17 protein-coding genes are annotated in these 21,822 nt (G+C 72.4%); 13 read left to right on the forward strand and 4 right to left on the reverse strand.

The window, feature by feature from the left end; translation table 11 throughout:
• Positions 1 to 13: 13 nt before the first annotated feature.
• The gene (gene lexA / locus OG556_RS23310) at positions 14 to 799 is read right to left on the reverse strand and encodes a transcriptional repressor LexA (RefSeq protein WP_371522837.1); all 786 of its coding nucleotides are present in this window, start codon (positions 797 to 799) and stop codon (positions 14 to 16) included.
• Between the two features lie 452 nt (positions 800 to 1,251).
• Between lexA and nrdR the strand changes: the two genes are divergently transcribed.
• The 9 genes from nrdR (at position 1,252) to OG556_RS23355 (ending at position 12,325) form a co-directional block, all read left to right on the forward strand.
• Positions 1,252 to 1,749, forward strand: a complete 498-nt coding sequence (gene nrdR, locus OG556_RS23315) for a transcriptional regulator NrdR (protein WP_371519000.1) — start codon at positions 1,252 to 1,254, stop codon at positions 1,747 to 1,749.
• Between the two features lie 203 nt (positions 1,750 to 1,952).
• Complete coding sequence (locus tag OG556_RS23320; protein ID WP_371519003.1) at positions 1,953 to 4,835, forward strand: vitamin B12-dependent ribonucleotide reductase; 2,883 nt, start codon at positions 1,953 to 1,955, stop codon at positions 4,833 to 4,835.
• 173 nt (positions 4,836 to 5,008) lie between these two features.
• Complete coding sequence (locus OG556_RS23325) at positions 5,009 to 5,773, forward strand: SDR family oxidoreductase (RefSeq protein WP_371519005.1); 765 nt, start codon at positions 5,009 to 5,011, stop codon at positions 5,771 to 5,773.
• A gap of 48 nt (positions 5,774 to 5,821) precedes the next feature.
• The gene (locus OG556_RS23330) at positions 5,822 to 6,058 is read left to right on the forward strand and encodes an RNA polymerase subunit sigma-70 (protein ID WP_350880139.1); all 237 of its coding nucleotides are present in this window, start codon (positions 5,822 to 5,824) and stop codon (positions 6,056 to 6,058) included.
• A gap of 3 nt (positions 6,059 to 6,061) precedes the next feature.
• On the forward strand, positions 6,062 to 6,625 hold the full coding sequence (locus OG556_RS23335) for a Clp protease N-terminal domain-containing protein (protein WP_371519007.1): 564 nt from the start codon (positions 6,062 to 6,064) through the stop codon (positions 6,623 to 6,625).
• A gap of 293 nt (positions 6,626 to 6,918) precedes the next feature.
• The gene (locus OG556_RS23340) at positions 6,919 to 8,322 is read left to right on the forward strand and encodes an ABC transporter substrate-binding protein (RefSeq protein ID WP_363623216.1); all 1,404 of its coding nucleotides are present in this window, start codon (positions 6,919 to 6,921) and stop codon (positions 8,320 to 8,322) included.
• Positions 8,323 to 8,514: 192 nt separating this feature from the next.
• Positions 8,515 to 9,537 carry a carbohydrate ABC transporter permease gene (locus OG556_RS23345; protein WP_371519011.1) on the forward strand — a complete coding sequence of 341 codons (1,023 nt, stop codon included), beginning with the start codon at positions 8,515 to 8,517 and terminating at the stop codon, positions 9,535 to 9,537.
• Positions 9,534 to 10,481 (forward strand): carbohydrate ABC transporter permease, encoded by a 948-nt coding sequence (locus tag OG556_RS23350; protein WP_350880131.1) that lies wholly within the window; start codon positions 9,534 to 9,536, stop codon positions 10,479 to 10,481. The genes OG556_RS23345 and OG556_RS23350 overlap by 4 nt, the downstream gene beginning before the upstream one ends.
• A gap of 326 nt (positions 10,482 to 10,807) precedes the next feature.
• Positions 10,808 to 12,325, forward strand: coding sequence for a DUF4153 domain-containing protein (locus OG556_RS23355; protein WP_371519014.1), 1,518 nt, complete (start codon positions 10,808 to 10,810; stop codon positions 12,323 to 12,325).
• 173 nt (positions 12,326 to 12,498) lie between these two features.
• On the opposite strand, the gene OG556_RS23360 is transcribed toward OG556_RS23355, so the two are convergent.
• Positions 12,499 to 14,049, reverse strand: coding sequence for an MFS transporter (locus tag OG556_RS23360; protein ID WP_371519016.1), 1,551 nt, complete (start codon positions 14,047 to 14,049; stop codon positions 12,499 to 12,501).
• 366 nt (positions 14,050 to 14,415) lie between these two features.
• Between OG556_RS23360 and OG556_RS23365 the strand changes: the two genes are divergently transcribed.
• From OG556_RS23365 to OG556_RS23375, 3 genes are all read left to right on the forward strand, one after another.
• Positions 14,416 to 14,967 (forward strand): TetR/AcrR family transcriptional regulator, encoded by a 552-nt coding sequence (locus tag OG556_RS23365; protein ID WP_371519018.1) that lies wholly within the window; start codon positions 14,416 to 14,418, stop codon positions 14,965 to 14,967.
• Positions 14,968 to 15,110: 143 nt separating this feature from the next.
• Complete coding sequence (locus OG556_RS23370) at positions 15,111 to 15,809, forward strand: ribonuclease HII (protein WP_371519020.1); 699 nt, start codon at positions 15,111 to 15,113, stop codon at positions 15,807 to 15,809.
• Positions 15,810 to 15,908: 99 nt separating this feature from the next.
• Positions 15,909 to 16,589 carry a hypothetical protein gene (locus tag OG556_RS23375; protein WP_371519022.1) on the forward strand — a complete coding sequence of 227 codons (681 nt, stop codon included), beginning with the start codon at positions 15,909 to 15,911 and terminating at the stop codon, positions 16,587 to 16,589.
• A gap of 141 nt (positions 16,590 to 16,730) precedes the next feature.
• Here the strand turns inward: OG556_RS23375 and OG556_RS23380 are convergent, their stop codons facing one another.
• Positions 16,731 to 17,369, reverse strand: coding sequence for a hypothetical protein (locus OG556_RS23380; RefSeq protein ID WP_371522839.1), 639 nt, complete (start codon positions 17,367 to 17,369; stop codon positions 16,731 to 16,733).
• Between the two features lie 419 nt (positions 17,370 to 17,788).
• Positions 17,789 to 19,984: a RecQ family ATP-dependent DNA helicase gene (locus tag OG556_RS23385; protein WP_371519024.1), complete on the reverse strand. Its 2,196-nt coding sequence runs from the start codon at positions 19,982 to 19,984 to the stop codon at positions 17,789 to 17,791.
• A gap of 228 nt (positions 19,985 to 20,212) precedes the next feature.
• Between OG556_RS23385 and OG556_RS23390 the strand changes: the two genes are divergently transcribed.
• Complete coding sequence (locus tag OG556_RS23390) at positions 20,213 to 21,790, forward strand: DUF4192 family protein (RefSeq protein WP_371519026.1); 1,578 nt, start codon at positions 20,213 to 20,215, stop codon at positions 21,788 to 21,790.
• Positions 21,791 to 21,822 lie beyond the last annotated feature (32 nt).

Raw genomic sequence — 21,822 nt, forward strand, 5'->3', positions numbered from 1 at the left:
TGCGCGCGAGGCGTCAGAGGCGGCGCAGGACCGCGACGACCTTGCCCAGGATGGTGGCGTTGTCGCCGTTGATCGGCTCGTACGCCGGGTTGTGCGGCATCAGCCAGATCCGGCCGTCCTCGCGCTTGAGCCGCTTGACCGTGGCCTCGCCGTCGATCATCGCGGCCACGATGTCGCCGTTCTCGGCGACCGGCTGGCGGCGCACGGTGACCCAGTCGCCGTCGCAGATGGCCGCCTCGATCATCGAGTCGCCGCGCACGGTGAGCGCGAACAGCTCGCCCTCGCCGACCAGCTGGCGAGGCAGCGGGAAGACGTCCTCGACCGTCTGCTCGGCCAGGATCGGGCCACCGGCGGCGATCCGGCCGACCAGCGGCACGTACGAGGTGGACGGCCGGCCGGCCGTCTCGGCGGTGTTCGGGCGGGCCACCTCGACGCCGCGGACCTCGTAGGCGCGCGGGCGGTGCGGGTCGCGGCGCAGGAAGCCCTTGCGTTCCAGGGCCATCAGCTGGTGGGCGACCGAGGAGGTGCTGGACAGGCCGACGGCCTGGCCGATCTCGCGCATGGACGGCGGGTAGCCGCGGCGCTGGACGGAATCCCGGATGACCTCGATCACGCGGCGCTGGCGCTCGGTGAGACCGGCCTCGTCGGTGCGGATGCCGGGGGGGCGGCCGGGCAGCGCGCGGGTGGGCGCCTGGTGGGCGTCGTCGAGCGCGGGGGAGTGTTCGATCGGCTGGTCGGGAACGCGGCCCGTACTGGAAAGGGCCGGGCCGGAGAGGCGCTGGTCTTCGCTACGGTCCATGCTGATGTCCACGCTCTGCTGATTCGTGGTGCGCTGCCCCACCTTGAACTGGGAGTGTTCCTGCACCGGGATGGTGTTGCTTTCGATGGTGTTCACGGCGGCCCCTCTCGACGGCTGTCCTCTCCCCTTTTCCAGCCCAACGCCCCTCCTATCGAAAGGTTGCGCCAAACACACGTTCGAGTGAATTATTCGAGAGTTGGCTGACTCGATCAAGGCTTTGCTGTACATCGAGGTCGTGCATCGAGTAAATGTTCGAGCGGATCTCGACCTCGGCAGTCTAATCGGTGCCGACACGCCAGGGGTGTCGCTTCCCCCGGAGACCTACATCTAGTGGCTACAGTCCTCTCCGTGCCCAGTACTAGTGGTTACGGCGCATGATCAGCTTGCCGAGGCCGGGGTCGCATCGCATAGACTCAACAGGTCCGCACGTCCTGCCAGGGAGGGATCCTCAGGTGCACTGCCCCTTCTGCCGGCATTCCGACAGCCGTGTTGTCGACAGCCGGACCAATGAGGACGGCAGCTCGATCCGCCGTCGTCGGCAGTGCCCGGACTGCGGCCGCCGCTTCACCACCGTGGAGACGGCCGCGCTGATGGTCATCAAGCGCAGCGGGGTCACCGAGCCCTTCTCCCGGGAGAAGGTCATCACCGGCGTCCGCAAGGCCTGTCAGGGCCGCCCGGTCACCGAGGACGCCCTCGCCCAGCTCGGCCAGCGGGTCGAGGAGTGCGTGCGCGCCACCGGCAACGCCGAGCTGACCACCCACGACGTCGGGCTGGCCATACTCGGCCCGCTCAAGGAACTCGACGTGGTCGCCTTCCTGCGCTTCGCCAGCGTGTACCAGGCCTACGACGGACTGGAAGACTTCGAGGCCGCCATCGCGGAACTCCGCGCGGAACGGCCCGTCCCCGAGGCGGACGGCGCCTGCGTGCCCGTCGCCGCCGCCGCGCCCTAGGAGGCGCCGGCACCCGGCCCCCTGGCGGGCCTTGCTGCACCACGGGTCCCACGGGGCCCACGCCTGCCCGAAAAAAGGGCACAGAACACAACAAACCGTGCGCAAGCAGGCGAGGTCTCAGCCTGCCCGCACACCGGAAGAACGAACCAGCGGTGCCCGGACTTTTCAGGGCACTTCGGGCGTTTGCCCAGGAGGAGGAAGAAGTGACAGACACCACGAGCGGTTCCGCACGCGGGTCGAAGTCCGACAAGACCACGGCCAAGGGCGGCGGCAAGGCCCCCAAGGGCGGTCTGCCGATCGGGCGCATCTACACCACTCCTGGCGTGCACCCGTACGACGAGGTCCGCTGGGAGCGCCGCGACGTCGTCATGACCAACTGGCGCGACGGGTCCATCAACTTCGAGCAGCGCGGCGTCGAGTTCCCCGACTTCTGGTCGGTCAACGCCGTCAACATCGTCACGTCCAAGTACTTCCGCGGCGCCGTCGGCACTCCCCAGCGCGAGTGGAGCCTCAAGCAGATCATCGACCGCGTGGTGCTCACCTACCGCGCCGCCGGCGAGAAGCACGGCTACTTCGCCACCAAGGACGACGCCGAGATCTTCGAGCACGAGCTGACGCACGCCCTCCTCCACCAGGTGTTCAGCTTCAACTCGCCGGTCTGGTTCAACGTCGGCACCAAGCAGCCCCAGCAGGTCAGCGCCTGCTTCATCCTGTCCGTCGACGACTCCATGGAGTCGATCCTCGACTGGTACAAGGAAGAGGGCATGATCTTCAAGGGCGGCTCCGGCGCCGGCCTCAACCTCTCCCGCATCCGCTCCTCGAAGGAACTGCTGTCCTCCGGCGGCAACGCCTCCGGCCCGGTCTCCTTCATGCGCGGCGCCGACGCCTCCGCCGGCACCATCAAGTCCGGTGGCGCCACCCGCCGCGCGGCGAAGATGGTCGTGCTCGACGTCGACCACCCCGACGTCGAGGCCTTCATCGAGACCAAGGTGAAGGAGGAGGAGAAGATCCGCGCCCTGCGCGACGCCGGCTTCGACATGGACCTCGGCGGCGACGACATCACCTCCGTCCAGTACCAGAACGCCAACAACTCCGTCCGCGTCTCCGACGAATTCATGACCGCCGTCGAGAACGGCACCGAATTCGGCCTGCGCGCCCGGATGACCGGCGAGGTCATCGAGACCGTCGACGCCAAGAAGCTGTTCCGCAAGATGGCCGAGGCCGCCTGGGCCTGCGCCGACCCCGGGATCCAGTACGACTCCACCATCAACCACTGGCACACCTGCCCGGAGTCCGGCCGCATCAACGCGTCCAACCCCTGCTCCGAGTACATGCACCTGGACAACTCCAGCTGCAACCTTGCCTCGCTGAACCTGATGAAGTTCCTGCGCGACGACGACTCCTTCGACGCGGAGACCTTCGCCAAGGTCGTCGAGCTGGTCATCACCGCGATGGACATCTCCATCTGCTTCGCCGACTTCCCCACCGAGAAGATCGGCGAGACCACCCGCGCCTACCGCCAGCTCGGCATCGGCTACGCCAACCTCGGCGCCCTGCTGATGGCCACCGGCCACGCCTACGACAGCGAGGGCGGCCGCGCCCTGGCCGGCGCCATCACCTCGCTGATGACCGGCACCGCCTACCGCCGCGGCGCCGAACTCGCCGGCGTCGTCGGCCCGTACGACGGCTACGCCCGCAACGCCGCCCCGCACCAGCTGGTCATGAAGCAGCACGCGGACGCCTCGCTCGCCGCCGTCTCGCGCGACGACCTGGACGCCCCGGTCTGGGCCGTGGCCAACGACACCTGGCAGGACGTCCTGCGGATCGGCGCGCAGAACGGTTTCCGCAACGCCCAGGCCTCGGTGCTCGCCCCCACCGGCACCATCGGCCTGATGATGGACTGCGACACCACCGGCGTCGAGCCGGACCTGGCGCTCGTCAAGTTCAAGAAGCTCGTCGGCGGCGGCTCTATGCAGATCGTCAACGGCACCGTCCCGCGCGCCCTCAAGCGCCTCGGCTACCAGGACGAGCAGATCGAGGCGGTCGTCGCCCACATCGCCGAGCACGGCAACGTGGTGGACGCCCCGGGCCTCAAGGCCGAGCACTACGAGGTCTTCGACTGCGCGATGGGCGAGCGGGTCATCTCGGCCATGGGCCACGTCCGGATGATGGCCGCGATCCAGCCCTGGATCTCCGGCGCGATCTCCAAGACCGTGAACATGCCGGCCTCCGCGACCATCGAGGACATCGAGGAGATCTACTTCGAGGCGTGGAAGATGGGCGTCAAGGCGCTCGCCATCTACCGCGAAAACTCGAAGGTCGGCCAGCCGCTCTCGGCCAAGAAGAAGGACTCCGAGGCCAAGACCGAGGAGGCCCCGGCCGCCGCGGTCGAGAAGGTCGTCGAGTACCGCCCGGTCCGCAAGCGCCTGCCCAAGGGCCGCCCGGGCATCACCACCTCCTTCACGGTCGGTGGCGCCGAGGGCTACATGACCGCCAACTCCTACCCGGACGACGGCCTCGGCGAGGTCTTCCTCAAGATGTCCAAGCAGGGCTCGACCCTCGCGGGCATGATGGACGCCTTCTCCATCGCCGTCTCGGTCGGCCTGCAGTACGGCGTGCCGCTGGAGACCTACGTCTCGAAGTTCACCAACATGCGCTTCGAGCCGGCCGGTCTGACCGACGACCCGGACGTGCGGATGGCGCAGTCGATCGTCGACTACATCTTCCGCCGCCTGGCGCTCGACTTCCTGCCGTTCGAGACCCGCTCGGCGCTCGGCATCCACTCCGTCGAGGAGCGCCAGCGCCACCTGGACACGGGCTCCTACGAGCCGCTGGAGGCCGAGGAGCTCGACACCGAGTCGCTCGCCCAGTCGGCGCCGGTGGTCGCCACCCCGGCCCCCGCCGTCGAGGCGCCCAAGGCCCCCAAGGCCTCCCCGGCGCAGGCCCACAACTCCACGGAGCTGATCGAGATCCAGCTCGGCCTCAACGCCGACGCCCCGCTCTGCTTCTCCTGCGGCACCAAGATGCGCCGCGCCGGCAGCTGCTACCTCTGCGAGGGCTGCGGCTCCACCAGCGGCTGCAGCTGACCGCCGGTACTGACCCCGCGCGGGTGAGCCACCGCTGAGGCGGGGCGAGGACTTCACGTCCTCGCCCCGCCTCTTCTCGTTGTTCCGGGCACTTCTCGGGTGGCGATGTCACGGATGGGGGCGGTGGGCGGTCGGTAGGGGTGACGGTGTTCGGCGGGAGGAGTGGTGTGGTGATGGGGACGGTGCTGGTGACCGGGGCGACGGGGGTCCTGGGGCGGGAGGTGGTGCGGCTGCTGGTCGCGCGCGGGGTGGCGGTGCGGGGGTTGAGCCGGCGGGTGCGGAGCGGGGGCGCGGGGGTCGAGTGGGTGGTCGGGGACCTGGTGACCGGGGAGGGGATCGCCGGGGCGGTGGCGGGGGTCGAGGTGGTGGTGGACTGCGCGACCACGGTGGGGCGGAAGGACGTGGCCGCGGTCCGGACGCTGGTCGCGGAGGCCGGGAGGGCGGGGGTGCGGCACCTGCTGTACGTGTCGATCGTCGGGGTCGACCGGGTGCCGATCCCGTACTACCGGGCGAAGCTCGCCTGTGAGCGGGTGGTGCGGGAGTCGGGGCTGGGGTGGACGGTGCTGCGGGCGACGCAGTTCCACGACCTGCTGCTGAGGATCTTCGACGTGTCGGCGCGGCTGCCGGTGTTCCCGGTGCCGGGCGGGGCGCGGGTCCAGCCGGTGGACGTGCGGGAGGTGGCCGCGCGGGTGGCGGAGCTGGCGGGGGAGGGGCCGGCCGGGTACGCGCCGGAGGTGGGCGGGCCGCGGGTGCGGCCGTACCGGGAGCTGGCCGAGGCGTACCTGCGGGCGTCGGGTCGGCGGCGGGTGCTGCTGCCGGTGCGGGTGCCGGGGGCCTCGGGGCGGGCGCTGCGGGCGGGTGGGAACCTCACGCCGGAGCGGGCGGTGGGCCGGGGGACCTTCGAGGAGGTGCTGGCGGAGCGGTTCGGCGACCGCTGATGTCAACCAGGGTTGACATCGCCGCAACTGTCAACCACAGTTGACAGCATGAGTGAGAGCGGAGAGCTCGCGGCCGCGGCGAGCAGCCGTGACCCCGCGGTCGGGCTCCGGGCGGTCCGCGCGCTGCGCGACCTGGCGGACCGCCTGGAAGGCCTACAGGTGGGCAACGCCCGGTCGCAGGGCTGGTCCTGGCAGGACATCGCGGTTTGCCTCGGGGTCACCAGGCAGGCGGTGCACAAGAAGTACGCCCGGCGCGGGCCCGGCAAGGACCAGGACGGAGGCTGAACGATGTTCGAGCGTTTCACCGACCCGGCACGGCAGGTGGTGGCCGGGGCCCAGCAGGAGGCCGGGGAGCTGCGGCACGGCCACATCGGGACGGAGCACCTGCTGCTGGCGATCCTGGCCCGGCCGGACGACCCGGCCGCCGGCGTCCTGATCGGGCTGGGGCTGGACCACGAGGCCGCCCGGCGGGCCGTGGTCCGGCTGCTCGGGCCGGGGGACGACGCGCAGGCGCTGGCCTCGATCGGGGTGGACCTGGAGGCCGTCCGGGCCGCGGTCGAATCGGCCTTCGGCGAGGGCGCGCTGGACGCGCCGGCCGAGGAGGAGCCGAAGCGGCGGGGCTGGTTCAGGCTGGATTCGAGGGCGGGCCGGAGCCCGTTCAGTGCCCGGGCGAAGAAGGCGCTGGAGCTCTCGCTGCGCGAATCGCTGCGGCTGAAGTCCGGTCAGATCGCGGTCGGGCACCTGCTGCTGGGGGTCCTCCGGGAGGGGGACGGCTTCGGCGCCCGGGTGATCGTCGATCACGGGCTGGATCCGCAGGCCGTCCGGCGGGCCGTCGAAGGGGTGCTGGCGTGAACCGGCGGGTTCGGCGGTGCGCCGGCCGGACGGCCGATCGGCCGGGGGTGACCGGCCGGGGGTGACCGGGCGCGCCTGAGCTACTTGCTGCCGGGCGGAGGGTGGGCGGAGGTCGCGGTCGGGGTGTCGGTGGATGAAGGTCGGCGTGGACCTTGGCGGCGGCTGGCGGCTGCGTTAACGTCATCGGATCGGTTCGTCCGTCGCCCGCTCGCGATCTCTGCACGCCCGTCTCCGGTACAGCGCGATGTCGTTCAGCCCACCGTCGGCAGCACGCCCTGGCGAGGAGGACCGCATTGACCCTCAACCCGACCGCGCCGTCCAGGAGTTCCGGTCACCGCGGTTCCGGCCGCCGCTTGGCCGTCGTACCCGCCCTGCTCGCGGCGCTGGCCCTGACCGCGGCCTGTTCCAACAGCTCCGGCGGTTCGGGCGGCGGGGGTGACGCGGCGGTTCCGTCGTTGTCCGGCGACTGCGCCAAGTACCAGCCGTACGCCGGGCATTCGGGCACCACGGTGACGATGTTCGCCTCGATCCTCAGCCCGGAGTCGGACAACCTGGAGAAGTCCTGGGCCGAGTTCGCCAAGTGCACCGGCATCAAGATCAGTTACGAGGGCTCGAACGACTTCGAGTCCCAGCTGCCGGTCCGGGTGGCCGGCGGCAACGCCCCGGACTTCGCGATCATCCCGCAGCCGGGCCTGCTGGCGCAGATGGTGAAGAGCGGCAAGGTGGTCAAGCCGCCCGCCCAGACGGTCACCAACGAGGACCGGTGGAGTCCGATCTGGAAGACCTACGGCTCGGTCAACGGCACCTTCTACGCGGCGCCGATGAGCGCCAACATGAAGTCGCTGGTCTGGTACTCGCCGAAGGCCTTCAAGGCGGGCGGCTACGAGGTGCCGAAGACCTGGGCGGACCTGATGGCGCTCAGCGACCGGATCGCCAAGTCCGGCGGCGCCAAGCCCTGGTGCGGCGGCATCGCCTCGGGCACGGCCACCGGCTGGCCGGCCACCGACTGGCTGGAGGAGGTGGTGCTCGGCACGTACGGCGGTGACGTGTACGACCAGTGGGTCGGCCACCAGGTGAAGTTCTCCGACGAGAAGATCACCACGGCGATGAAGACCGTCGCCGGCTGGATGCAGAACCCGGCCTGGGTCAACGGCGGTTACGGCGACGTCAAGTCGATCGCCACCACCACCTTCCAGGACGCGGGCGCGCCGGTCCTCACCGGCAAGTGCGCCATGCTCCAGCAGGCGTCGTTCTACGAGGCGCAGTGGCCCAAGGGCACCAAGGTCGGCCCGGACGGCGACGTGTTCGCCTTCCACCTGCCCGCGGTGAACCCGGCGATCCCCAACCCGGTCGAGGGCGGCGGCGAGTTCCTGGCCGCCTTCTCCGGCCGGCCCGAGGTGCAGGCGGTGCAGAACTACCTGTCCAGCTCGGACTGGGCGAGCAGCCGGGTGAAGACCGCGACGGGCTGGGTCTCGGCCAACCAGGGCGTGGACAAGAGCCTGTACACCGACCCGATCGACCGGCTGTCGGCGGACGCGCTGACCGACCCCGCGGCGACCTTCCGCTTCGACGGCTCCGACCTGATGCCGGCCGCCATCGGGTCCGGGCAGGAGTGGAAGTCGCTGACCGCCTGGTTCGCCGAGGGGCAGTCGATCCAGAAGACCGCCGCCGACATCGACGCCGCCTGGCCGCAGTAGGCGTACGCCCGCAGCGGGCGCCTGGCTGTAGTGGGCGTCCGGCCGCGGTAGGCGTACGCCCGCAGTGGGCGCCGAGCCGGACTCGTGCCGGGCCCGGCCGGGCGCCGTTCAGGACCACCTGTCGAGGGCGGTGCGGGGCCACCCACCCGCACCGCCCGCCCCTTCCCACCAGAACAGGAGGGACGCACCGTCATGTCCGTACCCGGAACGCCTTCACCGGTCATCGCGCTCGCCACCGGCTCCTGGGGTGACGCGGCGGTCAAGTTCGGCAACAGCCTCGGCGCCGTCGCGGGCTTCCTCGGCATCCTGCTGCTGGTCTTCTTCGCGGCGGGCCGGGCCCGGGGCCGGCTCTCCCGCCCGCTGTCGGTGGTGGTGTTCCTCGGCCCGGCCGCGGTGCTGCTGCTGGTGGGCCTGGTCGTGCCGCTGATCCGCACGGTCTATCTGAGCCTGCAGAACGCCGACGGCAGCGGGTTCGTCGGCGGCGAGAACTTCGGCTGGGCGTTCACCACCGACTCGGTGCAGAAGGTGCTGGTCAACACGCTGCTCTGGCTGGTGGTCGCGCCGTTGGCGGCGACCGGCCTGGGCCTGGTGCTGGCGCTGCTGGTGGACCGGATGCGCGGCCAGGCGGTGTACAAGTCGCTGATCTTCATGCCGATGGCGATCTCGCTGGTCGGTGCCTCGATCATCTTCAAGTTCGTCTACGAGTCGCGCGGACCGGGCCAGTCGCAGATCGGCCTGCTGAGCCAACTCGCCATCGCGGTGGGCTGGGACGACCCGCCGAACTGGATGCTCTCGCAGCCGCTGAACACCTTCCTGCTGATGGCGGTGATGGTCTGGGTGCAGACGGGCTTCGCGTTGGTGGTGCTGTCGGCGGCGATCAAGGCGATCCCCGACGAGGTCACCGAGGCGGCCCGGCTGGACGGCGCGCAGGGGGTGCGGTTGTTCTGGTACGTCACGGTGCCGATGATCCGCACCACGGTGGTGGTGGTGCTGACCACCATCATGATCATCACGCTGAAGGCCTTCGACATCGTCCGCACCATGACCGGCGGCAACTTCGGGACCCAGGTGCTGGCCAACGAGATGTACTCGCAGTCCTTCGTGCAGTTCGACACCGGGCGGGGCAGCGCCCTCGCGGTGATCCTCTTCCTCGCCGTGCTGCCGTTGGTGGCCTACAACATCGTCCAGCTGCGGAAGGAGCGTGGGGTCCGATGAGCGCACCGCACGACAGGCCGGCCCGCGCGATGAGCGCGCCGCACGGCAGCCCGGTCCGGAAGGCCTTCAGCAGCCCGCTGGCCTCGGTCTTCGTGATCGCGGTGACCGTCCTGTGGACGATCCCGACGGTGGGCCTGCTGGTGACCTCGCTGCGCCCCAAGCAGGACGTGACGGCGAACGGCTGGTGGAACGCCTTCCTCCACCCGGACCTGGGCCTGGGCAACTACCACACGGTGCTGTTCGAGGGCGGCTCCGGCGTCTCCACCGGGCTGATGCCGTTCCTGGTGAACTCGCTGGCGATCAGCGTCCCGGCCACCCTGTTCCCGCTGGTGCTGGCGGCGATGGCGGCGTACGGGCTGGCCTGGGTGCGGTTCCGGGGGAGCGACACGGTGTTCTTCGGGGTGTTCGCGCTCCAGGTGGTGCCGATCCAGATGGCGTTGATCCCGCTGCTGCGGCTCTTCTCCGGCGGCGCGCACCTGGGTTCGCTGACGTTGATCCCGGCGGTGGACCTGAAGGGCAGCTACGCGCCGGTGTGGCTGGCGCACACCATGTTCGCGCTGCCGCTGGCGGTGTTCCTGCTGCACAACTTCATCGCCCAGCTGCCGCGGGACCTGATGGAGGCGGCGGTGGTGGACGGGGCCTCGCACTTCAAGATCTTCCGTTCGATCGTGCTGCCGCTGTGCACCCCGGCGCTGGCCTCGTTCGCGATCTTCCAGTTCCTGTGGGTCTGGAACGACCTGCTGGTCGCGCTGACCTTCGCGGGCGGCACGCCGGAGGTGGCGCCGATGACGGTCCGGCTGGCGCAGCTGTCCGGGTCCTTCGGCGGGCGGTGGGAGTTGCTGACGGCAGGGGCGTTCCTGTCGATCATCGTCCCGCTGATCGTCTTCTTCAGCTTGCAGCGGTACTTCGTCCGGGGCCTGCTGGCGGGGTCGGTGAAGGGGTAGCGGCGGGGTGGTGGAGGGGCCCGCGGGAGGGCTGTGGGAGAGGGCTGTGGGAGGGCCGCAGGAAGGCCGCGGGAGCGGTGGCGGGAAGGCGGGCCGAGATTTCTGAACTTGTTCAGAACTGATTTTTGAACCTGTTCAGAATGGTCTACAGTCGGCTGCAGCCGCGGCGCCGAGCGCGTCCGACGGCGGACTGCCCCAAGGGCGGCTTCCGCATGCCCGCCGACCACCGAGGGGGACTCATGTCCGGCCCTTCCACGCCCGCCCCGGCCGACCTGCCACTCGAGCCCGGACCCGCGACCCCGCCCAGCCCCCCTTGGGGGTCCGGCGTGTCCGCGCCGCCGCACCACGGGTGGCTGCGCCCCAGCGACCCCGAGCGCAGGGCGGCCGCCACGCCCCGGGTCCTCCTCCTGGCCCTGCTCACCGGCCTGCTGACGGCCTGGCTGCTGTTCGACGGCCTGGGCGTCAACCTGCTGATCTGCGCCGGGGCCACCGCTGCCGCGGCCGGTCTCGCCGCCCGGTCGGCGGGCCGCCGGATCCGGCCCTGGACGGTGGTGTGGAGCCTGCTCGCCGTCGCCCTGCTCGCCGTCCCGGCGCTCTGGGAGGCGGGCTGGCCGGTGACGCTGTCCATCGGGTGCGCGCTCGGCCTGGCCTCGCTCGCACTGCACGGCGGCCGCCGCTGGGCGGGCGTCCTGCTCCCCCTGCCCGCCGTCCTCTGGCAGCTGCCGCCCGGCGCGCTCTGGCTGAGGGACGGGCTGCGCGGCCGGAGCCTGCCCCACCGGGGCCGGATCGTCCCGGTGCTCAAGGCGCTCGCGGTCGCCGCCGTCCTGCTGACCGTCTTCGGCCTGCTGTTCGCCGGTGCGGACGCCGCCATGGCGGACCTGCTGGGCAGCCTCAGCCCCAGCCTCGACCTCGGCGGGCTCCCGCTGCGCGCGGTGCTGTTCGTCCTGGGGGCGTCCACCGCCCTGGGCTTCGCCCACATCGCGGCCGGGCCCCGCCGCTGGGACCGTACGGTCGTCCGGCCGGGCCGCGCCCGCCGCCGGCTGGAGTGGGCGCTGCCGCTGGTCGCGCTCAACCTGATGTTCGGCGCCTTCGCGGTGATCCAGGCCCTGGTGGTGCTCGGTGGCGCCGACGCCGTCCTGCGCAACACCGGGATGAGCCGTTCCGAGTACGCCCGGCAGGGCTTCTGGCAGCTGAGCGTGATCACCGCGCTCACCCTGGTCGTGGTGGCGGTCGCCAAGCGCTGGGCCCCGCGTAGCACGCCCGCCGACCGCCGGGTGGCGCGGATCCTGCTCGGTGCGCTCTGCGTACTCGCCCTGGTCGTGGTCGCCTCGGCGCTCGGCCGGATGTGGTTCTACGTCGACGCCTCCGGGCTGACCAGGCTGCGGCTCTGGGTGCTGGTGGTCGAGGGCTGGCTCGGCGTCGTCCTGCTGCTGCTGATCACCGCCGGGTTGACCCGCTCGGCGGGCTGGCTGCCCCGCGTCGTCGTCCTCAGCGGCATGCTCACGGCGGCGGTGTACGGGCTGATGGGCCCGGACGCGATCATCGCCGAGCAGAACGTGGCCCGCTTCGAGCGGACCTCCCGGATCGACCTGCGCAACGTCCGCGACCTCTCGCCGGACGCCGCCCCCGCCCTGGACCGGCTCCCCGCCGCCCAGCGGACCTGCGCGCTGCAGCTGATCCGCGCCGGGCTGGAGGAGCACCCCGGGCAGCCCTGGTACGCGACCAGCGCCTCCGCCGCCCGGGCCCGGGAGATCCTGGCGCAACGGCCGCTGGTGGACCAACTGGAGGAGGGGCGCACCTCCTGCGAGCGGGCCGGGATGAGGTACCAGGACCTCTGGCCCTGACGCCCGGGCCTGTCCCGGGGCGGGCGTTCGTTCGGGGCGGGGCCGGCGTGCGGCCGGGGAAACGCGGCCGGGAAACGCGGCAGGGAAATGCGGTAGGGAAACGTGGCCGGGCCGGCCGGGAGCGTGTTGCTCCCGGCCGGCCCGGTGTGGTGCGGTGTGCGCCCTGGTCGGGCTCAGTGCATCGCGACGCCGGAGGCCCCGCTCGGCAGGTCGCTGGCCTTGGCCTTGATCACGAAGACCGAGACCACCAGCGCCAGCCCGGCGAGCGCGGCGCCCACGATGAAGCCGTGCGAAATCCCCTGGGTGAGGACCGAGTTGGCGGCGTCGGTGCCCTTCGGGAACTCGTGGTGCTGCTGGAGGTAGGCCAGCTGGTCCGGAGTGGCCGACTGGAGGAACTTCGGCTGCTGGAGCTTGCCCTCGGCGGTGGCGTAGTGCGCGAAGACCGTGGTCAGGATCGACAGGCCGAGCGAACCGCCGATCTGCTGCATGGAGTTCAGCAGGCCGGATGCGGCACCGGTCTCCTGGCCGGGGACGCCCGCGACCGCGAGCAGCATCACCGGGACGAAGATCAGGCCCATGCCGAAGCCGAAGATGACCGTGGGGCCGAGCACCCCGTCCAGGTAGCCGCTGTCCTTGCTCATCTGGGTCAGCCAGGTGAGGCCGACGGTGACCAGCAGGGCGCCGCCCGCCATGAACGGCTTCGGGCCGTACTTGGCCTGGAGGCTGGAGGCGAGCTGCGCGGCGATGATGATCGACACGCTGATCGGGAGGAAGGACACGCCGGCCTTCAGCGGGCTGTAGCCGAGCGGGCCCTGCACGAAGAGCGTGATGTAGAAGAAGATGCCGAACATGGCCGCGGCCAGGCAGAGCATCATCACCAGGCCGCCGGTGCGGTTGCGGTTGGCGAGCAGGTGCAGCGGGGTGATCGGCTGGTCGGTGCGGTTCTCGATCACGACGAACGCGGCGAGCAGCAGCACGCCGCCCGCGAAGGAACCGAGCGTGATGCTGTCCGACCAGCCGTCCGAGGCGGCCCGGATGAACCCGTAGACCAGGCCGACCAGGCCGAGCGTCGAGGTGAGTGCGCCCGGCAGGTCGAAGCGGCCCGGGTGGCGCTCGGACTCGGCGATGTAGCGCGGTGCGGCGAGCGCGATCAGCGCCGCGATCGGCACGTTGACGAAGAAGACCCAGCGCCAGTCCAGGTACTCGGTGAGCAGGCCGCCGGCCAGCAGGCCGATCGCGGCACCGGACCCGGCCACCGCCGAGAAGACGCCGAACGCCTTGTTGCGTTCCGGCCCTTCCTCGAAGTTGGTGGCGATCAGGGCGAATGCCGTCGGTGAGCAGATCGCGCCGCCGATGCCCTGCAGCGCGCGGGCGGCCAGCAGCATCCCGCCGTCCTGGGCGAATCCGCCCAGCAGGGAGGCGAATCCGAACAGCAGGGTCCCGAAGATGAATACCCGGCGGCGGCCGAGGATGTCGCCCGCGCGCCCGCCGAGCAGCAGCAGCCCGCCGAAGGTCAGCGTGTAGGCGTTGATGACCCACGACAGGTTGGTGGTCGAGAAGTTCAGCGCGTCCCTGATCTGCGGCAACGCGATGTTCACGATGGTGGCGTCGAGCACCACCATCAACTGCGTGGCCGCGATGACGGTCAGGGTGATGCCCTTGCCCCGGCCCTGACCACTGCTCTGTGGTGGTGAGTTCTTGCTGATCGTGTCGGAGATAGCCACGATTGTGCCCCCTGCTGGCTATGTGCCTGGCTGCGTGCTTCGTACGCTGCGGACCGACTGGTCCGGCGTGAGCCCACGGTCTGGCGCGGGCTAGGAAGGAACGGGATCGTTCACTAATGTGGACGATATCCTGGGCCTGATTGTGAACGCAAGCGTTCCCTAAGGATGGTGGCGATGGATCGGTTGGTGCGGCGCCTGACGGCGGACCGGGCGACCGGTCGGGCGGGCGCCCGACCGCTTGAGACGGCGGACGCGCCCCCGTCACCCGCGGCGCGACCGGGGGCGGTGCCCGAGCCGGCGGCTCACTGTGCGATGCGGGTCGCCCGCGAGGCCCTCACGCGGCCGGTGCGGCGCCGGGGGAAGGAGTTGGAGAACGCGATCTTCGAGGCCACGATCGACCAGCTCACCTCCGGCGGATACGCGCGGCTGACGATGGAAGGCGTCGCGGGCGCGGCGCGGACCGGGAAGGCCGCGCTCTACCGGCGTTGGGCGTCCAAGGACGAACTGGTCATCGACGCCCTGGACGCCACTCTCCCACGCCCCTACGACACCCCCGACCTCGGGTCCGCGGATCTCGAATTGCGGCAGCTCATCGAGCTGTTCATGGGCGCGATGAACTCCCCGACGGGCGCCGCGATCCAGACGTTGATGGGCGAGATCGACCATGAACGGGCCGAGGTGTTCAAGGACTTCATCGGCCAGCGGGTGATCGAGCCGACCAAGGAGACCATCCTGGCCATCCTGCGCCGCGGCGCCGACCGCGGCGACGTCCGGCCCGGCGCGGCCACCGCGCTGGTCGCGGACGTCGTCCCGGCGATGCTGCTCTACCAGGTGAAGATCTGCGGCCGGGAGAACATGGGGCCGGACTTCGGGGCCCGGCTGCTGGACGAGGTGCTGCGTCCGCTGATCCGCGCCTGAGGGCGTCTGTGGCTGTGGCTCCGGCTGTGGCCGCGGCTCCGCGGGCGGGGCTGCCGGCGGCCGGCCCGGGCGGCCGAGCGGCGGGGCTTAGGCTGGATGCTGCCCAGCTGAACGGGCTGCCCCTCCGCCGAACGGAACTCGCGATGCCCATCGTCCCGCCGACGCACTCCGTCGAGCGCTCGCTCCGCCGGGCCGGCGCCAAGATCGTCGTCGGCCTGGACGAGGTCGGGCGCGGCGCCTGGGCCGGCCCGGTCACCGTGGGCGCGGCCGTCACCGGTCTGCGCAAGGCCCCGGAGGGGCTGACCGACTCCAAGCTGCTCACCGAACTGCGCCGCCGCGCGCTCGTCCCGGTCCTCGCCGACTGGGTCACCGCCTACGCGCTCGGCCATGCCTCGCCGCAGGAGTGCGACGAACTCGGCATGACGGCGGCGCTGCGGCTGGCCGCCGTCCGCGCGCTGGAGGCGCTGCCGGTCGAGCCCGACGCGGTGATCCTGGACGGCAAGCACGACTACCTGGGCGGCCCCTGGCGGGTGCGCACGGTGATCAAGGGTGACCAGTCCTGCATCTGCGTCTCCGCCGCCTCGGTGCTCGCCAAGGTCCACCGCGACGGGCTGATGGCCGAACTCGGCGAGGAATGCCCGGAATACGGCTTCGCGGACAACGCCGGCTACCCGTCCCCGGTGCACCGCGCCGCGCTGGAGGAGTTCGGCCCCACCGGGCATCACCGGCTCTCCTGGGCATACCTGGACGCGCTGCCGAAGTGGCGGCACCTGAAGCGCGTCCGGGACGTCGCGGGTGCGGCCGAAGGCTCCGCCGACGAACAGTTGACGCTCGGTTTCTGACGGTCCGTCTGGAATTGCCTGGGTGGAGCGGTGGGTGTGCGGTGCCCAATGGGTGGGGTGCGCGTGCGTGTTCGAGCGGCATTTGATAGATATCCGGGTATGCCTGTCTTCCCCGAGGAGTCGGAGATTCACGAGAGCCTCCCGGGCCCCGGCGTTCCCTTCCCCCGCGAGTCGGACGCACAAGCCCTCCGCGCGCCTGCCAACGGCGGCGCTTCTTCCACCGCATCCACCACCACCGTCGCCGCCGTTCCGGTGCCCGGCCCCCGTCCGGGACCGCCGCGCCCGGCACCTCCGCGCGCCGACCGCTCCGGTCCGCCGCGACTGATCCCCAAGCCCTCGCCGACGCAGCGCCGTTCGGGCGGCACCGAACCGCAGGTCGAGGTCCAGCGCGTCGCCGCCACCCCGGCGCAGGCGCTGGAACGCGCAGACGACGCGGTTGACCGACTGTTGGACGCCGGCCGCAACCCGGGCGACATCCTGGTGCTGACGGTTGGCGAGGCGCACCCCTGGCAGCAGCACGAACTCTCCTTCGGCGAGGAGCGCTACTGGGCGCAGCTCGCCGAGGGCGGGGACGTGTTCTACGCGGACGTCGCGCTGACCCGCCCGGTGCGCCGGGAGGTGGTCGTCCTGGTGGTCAACGGCGGGACGGCCGTCCGGGCCGCCGAGGCCCACGCCAAGGCGCTCGGCCACACGACCGCGCTGCTCGTGGTCTGCGGTGACGCCGGCCCGGTCGCCGCTGGGGCGGCCGGAACCGCGCCCGGTCGTTCGACCGGCGCCTGACCACGACCGAGCCACCCCGGGCCCGGCGCCGTACGGTGCCGGGCCCGGGTCCGTCGTGCCCCGGTGGCGGCGAGGGCGTACGTACGGTCCGGGTCCGGCCGTGGCGTCGTCTGCGACCGTGGCCCGTGGGTGTCGGCGGGGTCAGCGGGTGCCGGTGCGCCGGGCGGGCTGGACGGCGGCGACCCGCGCCGGGGGCCACGGGTGCTCGGACTGCCGGGCGTGCTGGGCCCGTTCGGCCGCCTGCTGCCGGGCGCGTTGGCCGCGCGGGGCGTCCAGCGCCGAGCGTGGCGGCAGTTCCGTGACGGTGTGCACCACCCCGTCCGCCCACGAGCCCGCGTGCGGATCGCGTCCGCTCCGGCCGTCCCCGAGGACGTGCCAGCCCGCCGGGGTGAGCCCGATGTACGAGCCGCAGCGCAGGCCATGCAGGCCGGCCGCGTCCCGCAGCGCCCACATCCAGGCGCCGTCCTGCTCCGTCCAGCCGGGTGCGCCCTCGCGGCAGCGCAACACCACGGCCGTACGGGTCGGTTCGGCCAGCCGCAGGTCGTGCGGGGTGATCTGGCGCAGGTGCGTGAGCAGGGCGTTGCGGTGCTGCCAACCGTCGGTGTCGTGTGGCCAGGGCGTGAACGAGGCCGAGGCGGAGACGTGGTGCAGCGCGTTGAGGACGGCGATCACGACCGTGCCCGGCTGGGGCAGGTGGCGCTGGTGCAGTTCCACGACGAACTCGCGCGGGTCGCGCAGCAACGGGATCCCCGAGGCGGTCCAGGTCTCCAGGTCCAGCAGCCGTCTGGGCGCCGAACTCCGGGCGAGGGGATGCTGACCTCGGCCGATACCGTTGATCACGATCCTCCTTCCTGACCCACTGGCACGCGGGTACGTGGGTACGCCGAAGGCCGGGTCCAGCGGACAGGGTTTCGGGTACGCGCCAATTCTCGCGGTATCCGGGGTGGAGCGGCAACGATGAAACGATGAACGCCACCCGAAAGCCCACGTTCCGCCGGATATGTTCCACCGCGTTCCGAGCGTCGTTCGGGCGGCGTCGGACCTTGATCCAGACCGTGTGCGGGGTCCGGTGAACGGCTCTCGGCACGGTGACCACTCCTTTCCCCGCTCCGGCGTCCCGCGTGTTCGCGCGTGGGCTGCTTTCTCCCTTCGTTAGGCCATTCGAGTGATTGGTGGAGTTGCGGCCCGCTGCCGCCCGGTCACCCCTGCACGGCCAGCACCAGGGGCAACACCGCGCTCGCCCCGGCACGGCGCAGCAGCCTGGCGGCCACGGTGACCGTCCAGCCCGAGTCGACGAGGTCGTCCACCAGCAGCACCGGGCCGCCGGCCTCGGCCACCGCCTGCGCCACCTCCGGCGGCAGCGTCAGCGCGCCGGCCAGCGAGTGCAGTCGCTGGGCGCTGTTGCTGCGCGCGCCGTGCGGGGGGCGACCGTCGACGTACTCGATCCGGCCGAGCAGCGGCAGTCGGCCGATCTCGGCGATCCGTGCACCGAGGCTGCCCACCAGCTGGGGGCGGGTGGAGGAGGCCATGACCACCACGCCGACCGGCCGCTCCAGTCGGGCGCCGTCCGCCGTCGCGGGCCCGGCCCAGCCGCCGGGGCCGCGGGCCCAGTCGGCGAGCACCGCGACCAGTGCGTCCACGGCCTCGCCGGGGACCGGTACGTCCGGGGCCTGGTCGGCCAGCAGGGTGCGCAGCCGGGTGCCCCAGCCGATGTCGGACAGCCGGCCGAGCGCCCGCCCGTTCTCGGCCTGCTCGCCCGCCGGGATCCGGCCCTTGAGGGGCACGCCGAGGGAGTCCATCCCGGTGGGCCAGAGCCGGCGCGGCTCGAAGCTGATGCCCGGGCGGCCGAGGGCGGCCCGGGCCGCGTCCAGGGCCTCGGCGGAGACCTCGGCGGTGTGCAGCGGCCCCGCGCAGTTGTCGCACCGGCCGCACGGACGGGCCTGCTCGTCGTCCAGCTGGCGGCGCAGGAACTCCATCCGGCAGCCGGTGGTCGCCGCGTACTCGCGCATCGCCCGCTGTTCGGCCTCGCGGGAGGCCGCGACCTTGGCGTACCGGGCGGTGTCGTACGCCCAGCTCTGCCCGGTGGCCGTCCAGCCGCCCTTGACCCGGCGGACGGCGCCGTCCACGTCGAGCACCTTGAGCATGGTCTCCAGCCGGGTGCGGCGCAGGTCCACCCGCGGCTCCAGTGCGGCGGTGGACAGCGGGCGGCCGGCCTCGGCCAGCGCGTCGATGGTGCGGCGCACCTGCTCCTCCGGAGGAAAGGCCAGCGAGGCGAAGTAGCGCCAGATCGCCTCGTCCTCGCGCCCGGGCAGCAGCAGCACCTCGGCCCGGTCGACGCCGCGCCCGGCCCGGCCGACCTGCTGGTAGTAGGCGATCGGCGAGCTGGGCGAGCCGAGGTGCACCACGAAGCCCAGGTCGGGCTTGTCGAAGCCCATGCCCAGCGCGGAGGTGGCGACCAGTGCCTTGACCCGGTTGGCCAGCAGGTCGGCCTCGGCGGTGCGGCGCTCGGCGTCCTCGGTGCGGCCGGAGTAGGAGGCCACCGGGAAGCCCCGCTCGCGCAGGAAGGCTGTCACCTCCTCGGTGGCGGCCACCGTCAGGGTGTAGACGATGCCCGAGCCCGGCAGCCGGTCGAGGTGGTCGGCGAGCCAGGCCAGGCGGTGCGCCGGGTCGGGCAGGGGCAGCACGCCCAGGGTGAGGCTCTCCCGGTCGAGGGGCCCGCGCAGCACCAGGGCGTGCTCGTCGGTGCTGCCGGTGCCGAGCTGCTCGGCGACGTCCGCGGTGACCCGGGCGTTGGCGGTGGCGGTGGTGGCCAGCACCGGGACGCCGGGCGGGAGCTCGGCGAGCATCGTGCGCAGCCGGCGGTAGTCGGGGCGGAAGTCGTGGCCCCAGTCCGAGATGCAGTGGGCCTCGTCGACCACGAGGAGGCCGGTGGAGGCGGCGAGCTTGGGCAGCACCTGGTCGCGGAAGTCGGGGTTGTTCAGCCGCTCGGGGCTGACCAGCAGGACGTCGACCTTCCCGGCGGAGACCTCGGCCTGGATCTCGTCCCACTCGTCGGTGTTGGCCGAGTTGATGGTCCGGGCGTGGATGCCGGCCCGGGCCGCCGACTCGACCTGGTTGCGCATCAGGGCGAGCAGCGGGGAGACGATCACCGTCGGCCCGGCGCCCCGGGCCCGGAGCAGGGCGGTGGAGATGAAGTAGACCGCGGACTTCCCCCAGCCGGTGCGCTGCACGACCAGGGCGCGGCGGTGGTCGACCACGAGGGCCTCGATGGCCGTCCACTGGTCCTCGCGCAGGGCGGCCCCGGGCCCGGCGAGCTCGCGCAGGACGGCCTCGGCCCGCGCCCGGACCTCGGCGCGGTCGGCGGTGGCGGTGGTGTGGTTCTCGGACTGCTGCATGGCGTCCATGTAACCCCGAGCCGCTGACATGGGGCGAATGCCGAGGCTGCGGAGAGGTGGAGGCCGGATGTATTTCATCAGCTCCTCAGCTGAACGGCCGCCGACTAATCACCCGGGGGAGTGGGCTCGGTGTGCTCCGAATGAGGGAAGCGGAAAACGAGGGCCGAGTTATCCACAGGAAAAGAGAAAAATCCGGTGCGTCTCTCGGATTGCGTCACGCTTCCGGTCATGAACGCCGCGAACAACCGGAGCGTCATGAACAACGGGAGCGTCATGAACAACGAGCGCGTCACCCTGTCCCTCGGCCCGTCCTCCGGCCACCGTCCGGTCACCATGCGCGGCCCGGCCGACATGGCCGAGCTGCTGCCCTACCTCCTGGGGTTCTACCCCGACGACAGCATCGTCGCGGTCGGCCTCCAGGGCCCCGACCTGCACCAGGGCGGAGTGATCCGGGCGGACGTTCCGGAGTCGCCCGAGCAGTGGCCGGCTGCGGCGGAGGAGACGGCTGCCCTGCTGGTCGCGCTCTCCGAGCGGCACGGCGAGCGGCCGGTCCAGGTGCTCCTCTACCTCTGCCAGGATCCGACCACGGCGCACGCCCCTCCGGTGGTGGACGGCCTGCGGCCGCTGGCGGGCGACCTCCGCGCGGCCTTCGGACGCAGGGGGGTGGCCGTCAAGGAGTCGCTCTGCGTCTCGGACGGCCGCTGGTGGTCCTTCCTCTGCCGCCGCGTCGGGTGCTGCGATCCGGCGGGCAACCCGATCCGCCGTGCCCCCGGCCCGGGCCCGGCGGCCGCCGCCGCGGCGTTCGCCGGCCTCGCGCCGCGCGGTAGCCGGAAGGCGATCATCGGCGGGCTGGCTCCGATCGGCCCGCCGGGGGCGGACGCCCAGCGCGCGGCGCTCGCCCGGGCCGAGGCGGCCGAGGCCGCCAACGGTGCCGACGGTGCTGGGGGCCCCGGGGGCGCGTCCGTCCAGGAGCAGGGCGCCTGCCTGCTCGACCAGGCCTTCGCCGAGTTCGCGGCCGGGGCCCGGGAGCTCGACGAGGAGCGGGCGGCCCGGCTGCTGGTCGCCCTGCGGGACCGCCTCACCCGGGATCGCGGAGTCGAGTACACCCGGCCCGCCGAGCTCGCGCCCGCCGAGCGGCTCTGGCGCTTCCTCGCCCGGCGCGCCGTGCCGCCCTACGAGGGCTGCGCGGTGGCCCCGCTCACCCTGCTGGCCTGGGCCTCCTGGGTGGCGGGGGACACCGCGACGGCCCGCGTCGTGCTGGGCCACGTCCTCCGCCTCGACCCGTCCTACCTGCTGGCCGAGCTGCTGTACGAGTCGTTGAACGACGGCATGACGCCCGACGCGCTGCTCGCGGCGGTCGAGGCGCAGCGTCGGCGGCGCGAGGCGGCTGGGCCCGTGTCGGTGCCCGGCGGTGAACCGGGGCCGGCGCCCACCGAGGGCCCGGGTGGTGACCAGGCGGGCCGCGGTGGGTCGTCGGGGCTGCCCGGGCCGGCGGGGGCCTCACGCCGCCGCCGGACCTCCCGCAGGAAGGCCTCGAAGGCGGCTCAGGCCACAGCGGCGGCGGCCGAGCACGGCCCCGTCGGCCCGGTCGGCCCCGCCGAGCCGACGCCGCGTCCGGACGGTCCGGGCCCGCTCGCCCTGCTGCCGGTGCCCGGGTGCGCTCCGGTGCCCCGGCAGCGGTCCGCCCGGGGCCTGCGGCTCGGCCGGGCAGCGGTGTCCCGGGCCGCCGCCGCACCGTCGGCCGCCGGGCGCCACCGGTGCCGGGGCGTCCGTCGGGCGGCGAGGGGAGCCCACCATGCGCGCTGACCTCGCCGGGCGTCCGCCAGGGGTCGTCCGGA

Origin of the sequence: Kitasatospora sp. NBC_01300, assembly GCF_041435235.1 — a bacterium.
GTDB lineage: Bacteria > Actinomycetota > Actinomycetes > Streptomycetales > Streptomycetaceae > Kitasatospora.

What these genes read in the sequence shown, in the direction of transcription:
- OG556_RS23345 (WP_371519011.1), top strand. Translation starts at nt 8,515, where the DNA reads ATGTCCGTACCCGGAACGCCTTCACCGGTCATCGCGCTCGCCACCGGC.
- OG556_RS23350 (WP_350880131.1), top strand. Translation starts at nt 9,534, where the DNA reads ATGAGCGCACCGCACGACAGGCCGGCCCGCGCGATGAGCGCGCCGCAC.
- OG556_RS23370 (WP_371519020.1), top strand. Translation starts at nt 15,111, where the DNA reads ATGCCCATCGTCCCGCCGACGCACTCCGTCGAGCGCTCGCTCCGCCGG.
- OG556_RS23335 (WP_371519007.1), top strand. Translation starts at nt 6,062, where the DNA reads ATGTTCGAGCGTTTCACCGACCCGGCACGGCAGGTGGTGGCCGGGGCC.
- lexA (WP_371522837.1), bottom strand. Translation starts at nt 799, where the DNA reads ATGGACCGTAGCGAAGACCAGCGCCTCTCCGGCCCGGCCCTTTCCAGT.
- OG556_RS23390 (WP_371519026.1), top strand. Translation starts at nt 20,213, where the DNA reads ATGAACGCCGCGAACAACCGGAGCGTCATGAACAACGGGAGCGTCATG.
- OG556_RS23325 (WP_371519005.1), top strand. Translation starts at nt 5,009, where the DNA reads ATGGGGACGGTGCTGGTGACCGGGGCGACGGGGGTCCTGGGGCGGGAG.
- OG556_RS23375 (WP_371519022.1), top strand. Translation starts at nt 15,909, where the DNA reads ATGCCTGTCTTCCCCGAGGAGTCGGAGATTCACGAGAGCCTCCCGGGC.
- OG556_RS23385 (WP_371519024.1), bottom strand. Translation starts at nt 19,984, where the DNA reads ATGCAGCAGTCCGAGAACCACACCACCGCCACCGCCGACCGCGCCGAG.
- OG556_RS23330 (WP_350880139.1), top strand. Translation starts at nt 5,822, where the DNA reads ATGAGTGAGAGCGGAGAGCTCGCGGCCGCGGCGAGCAGCCGTGACCCC.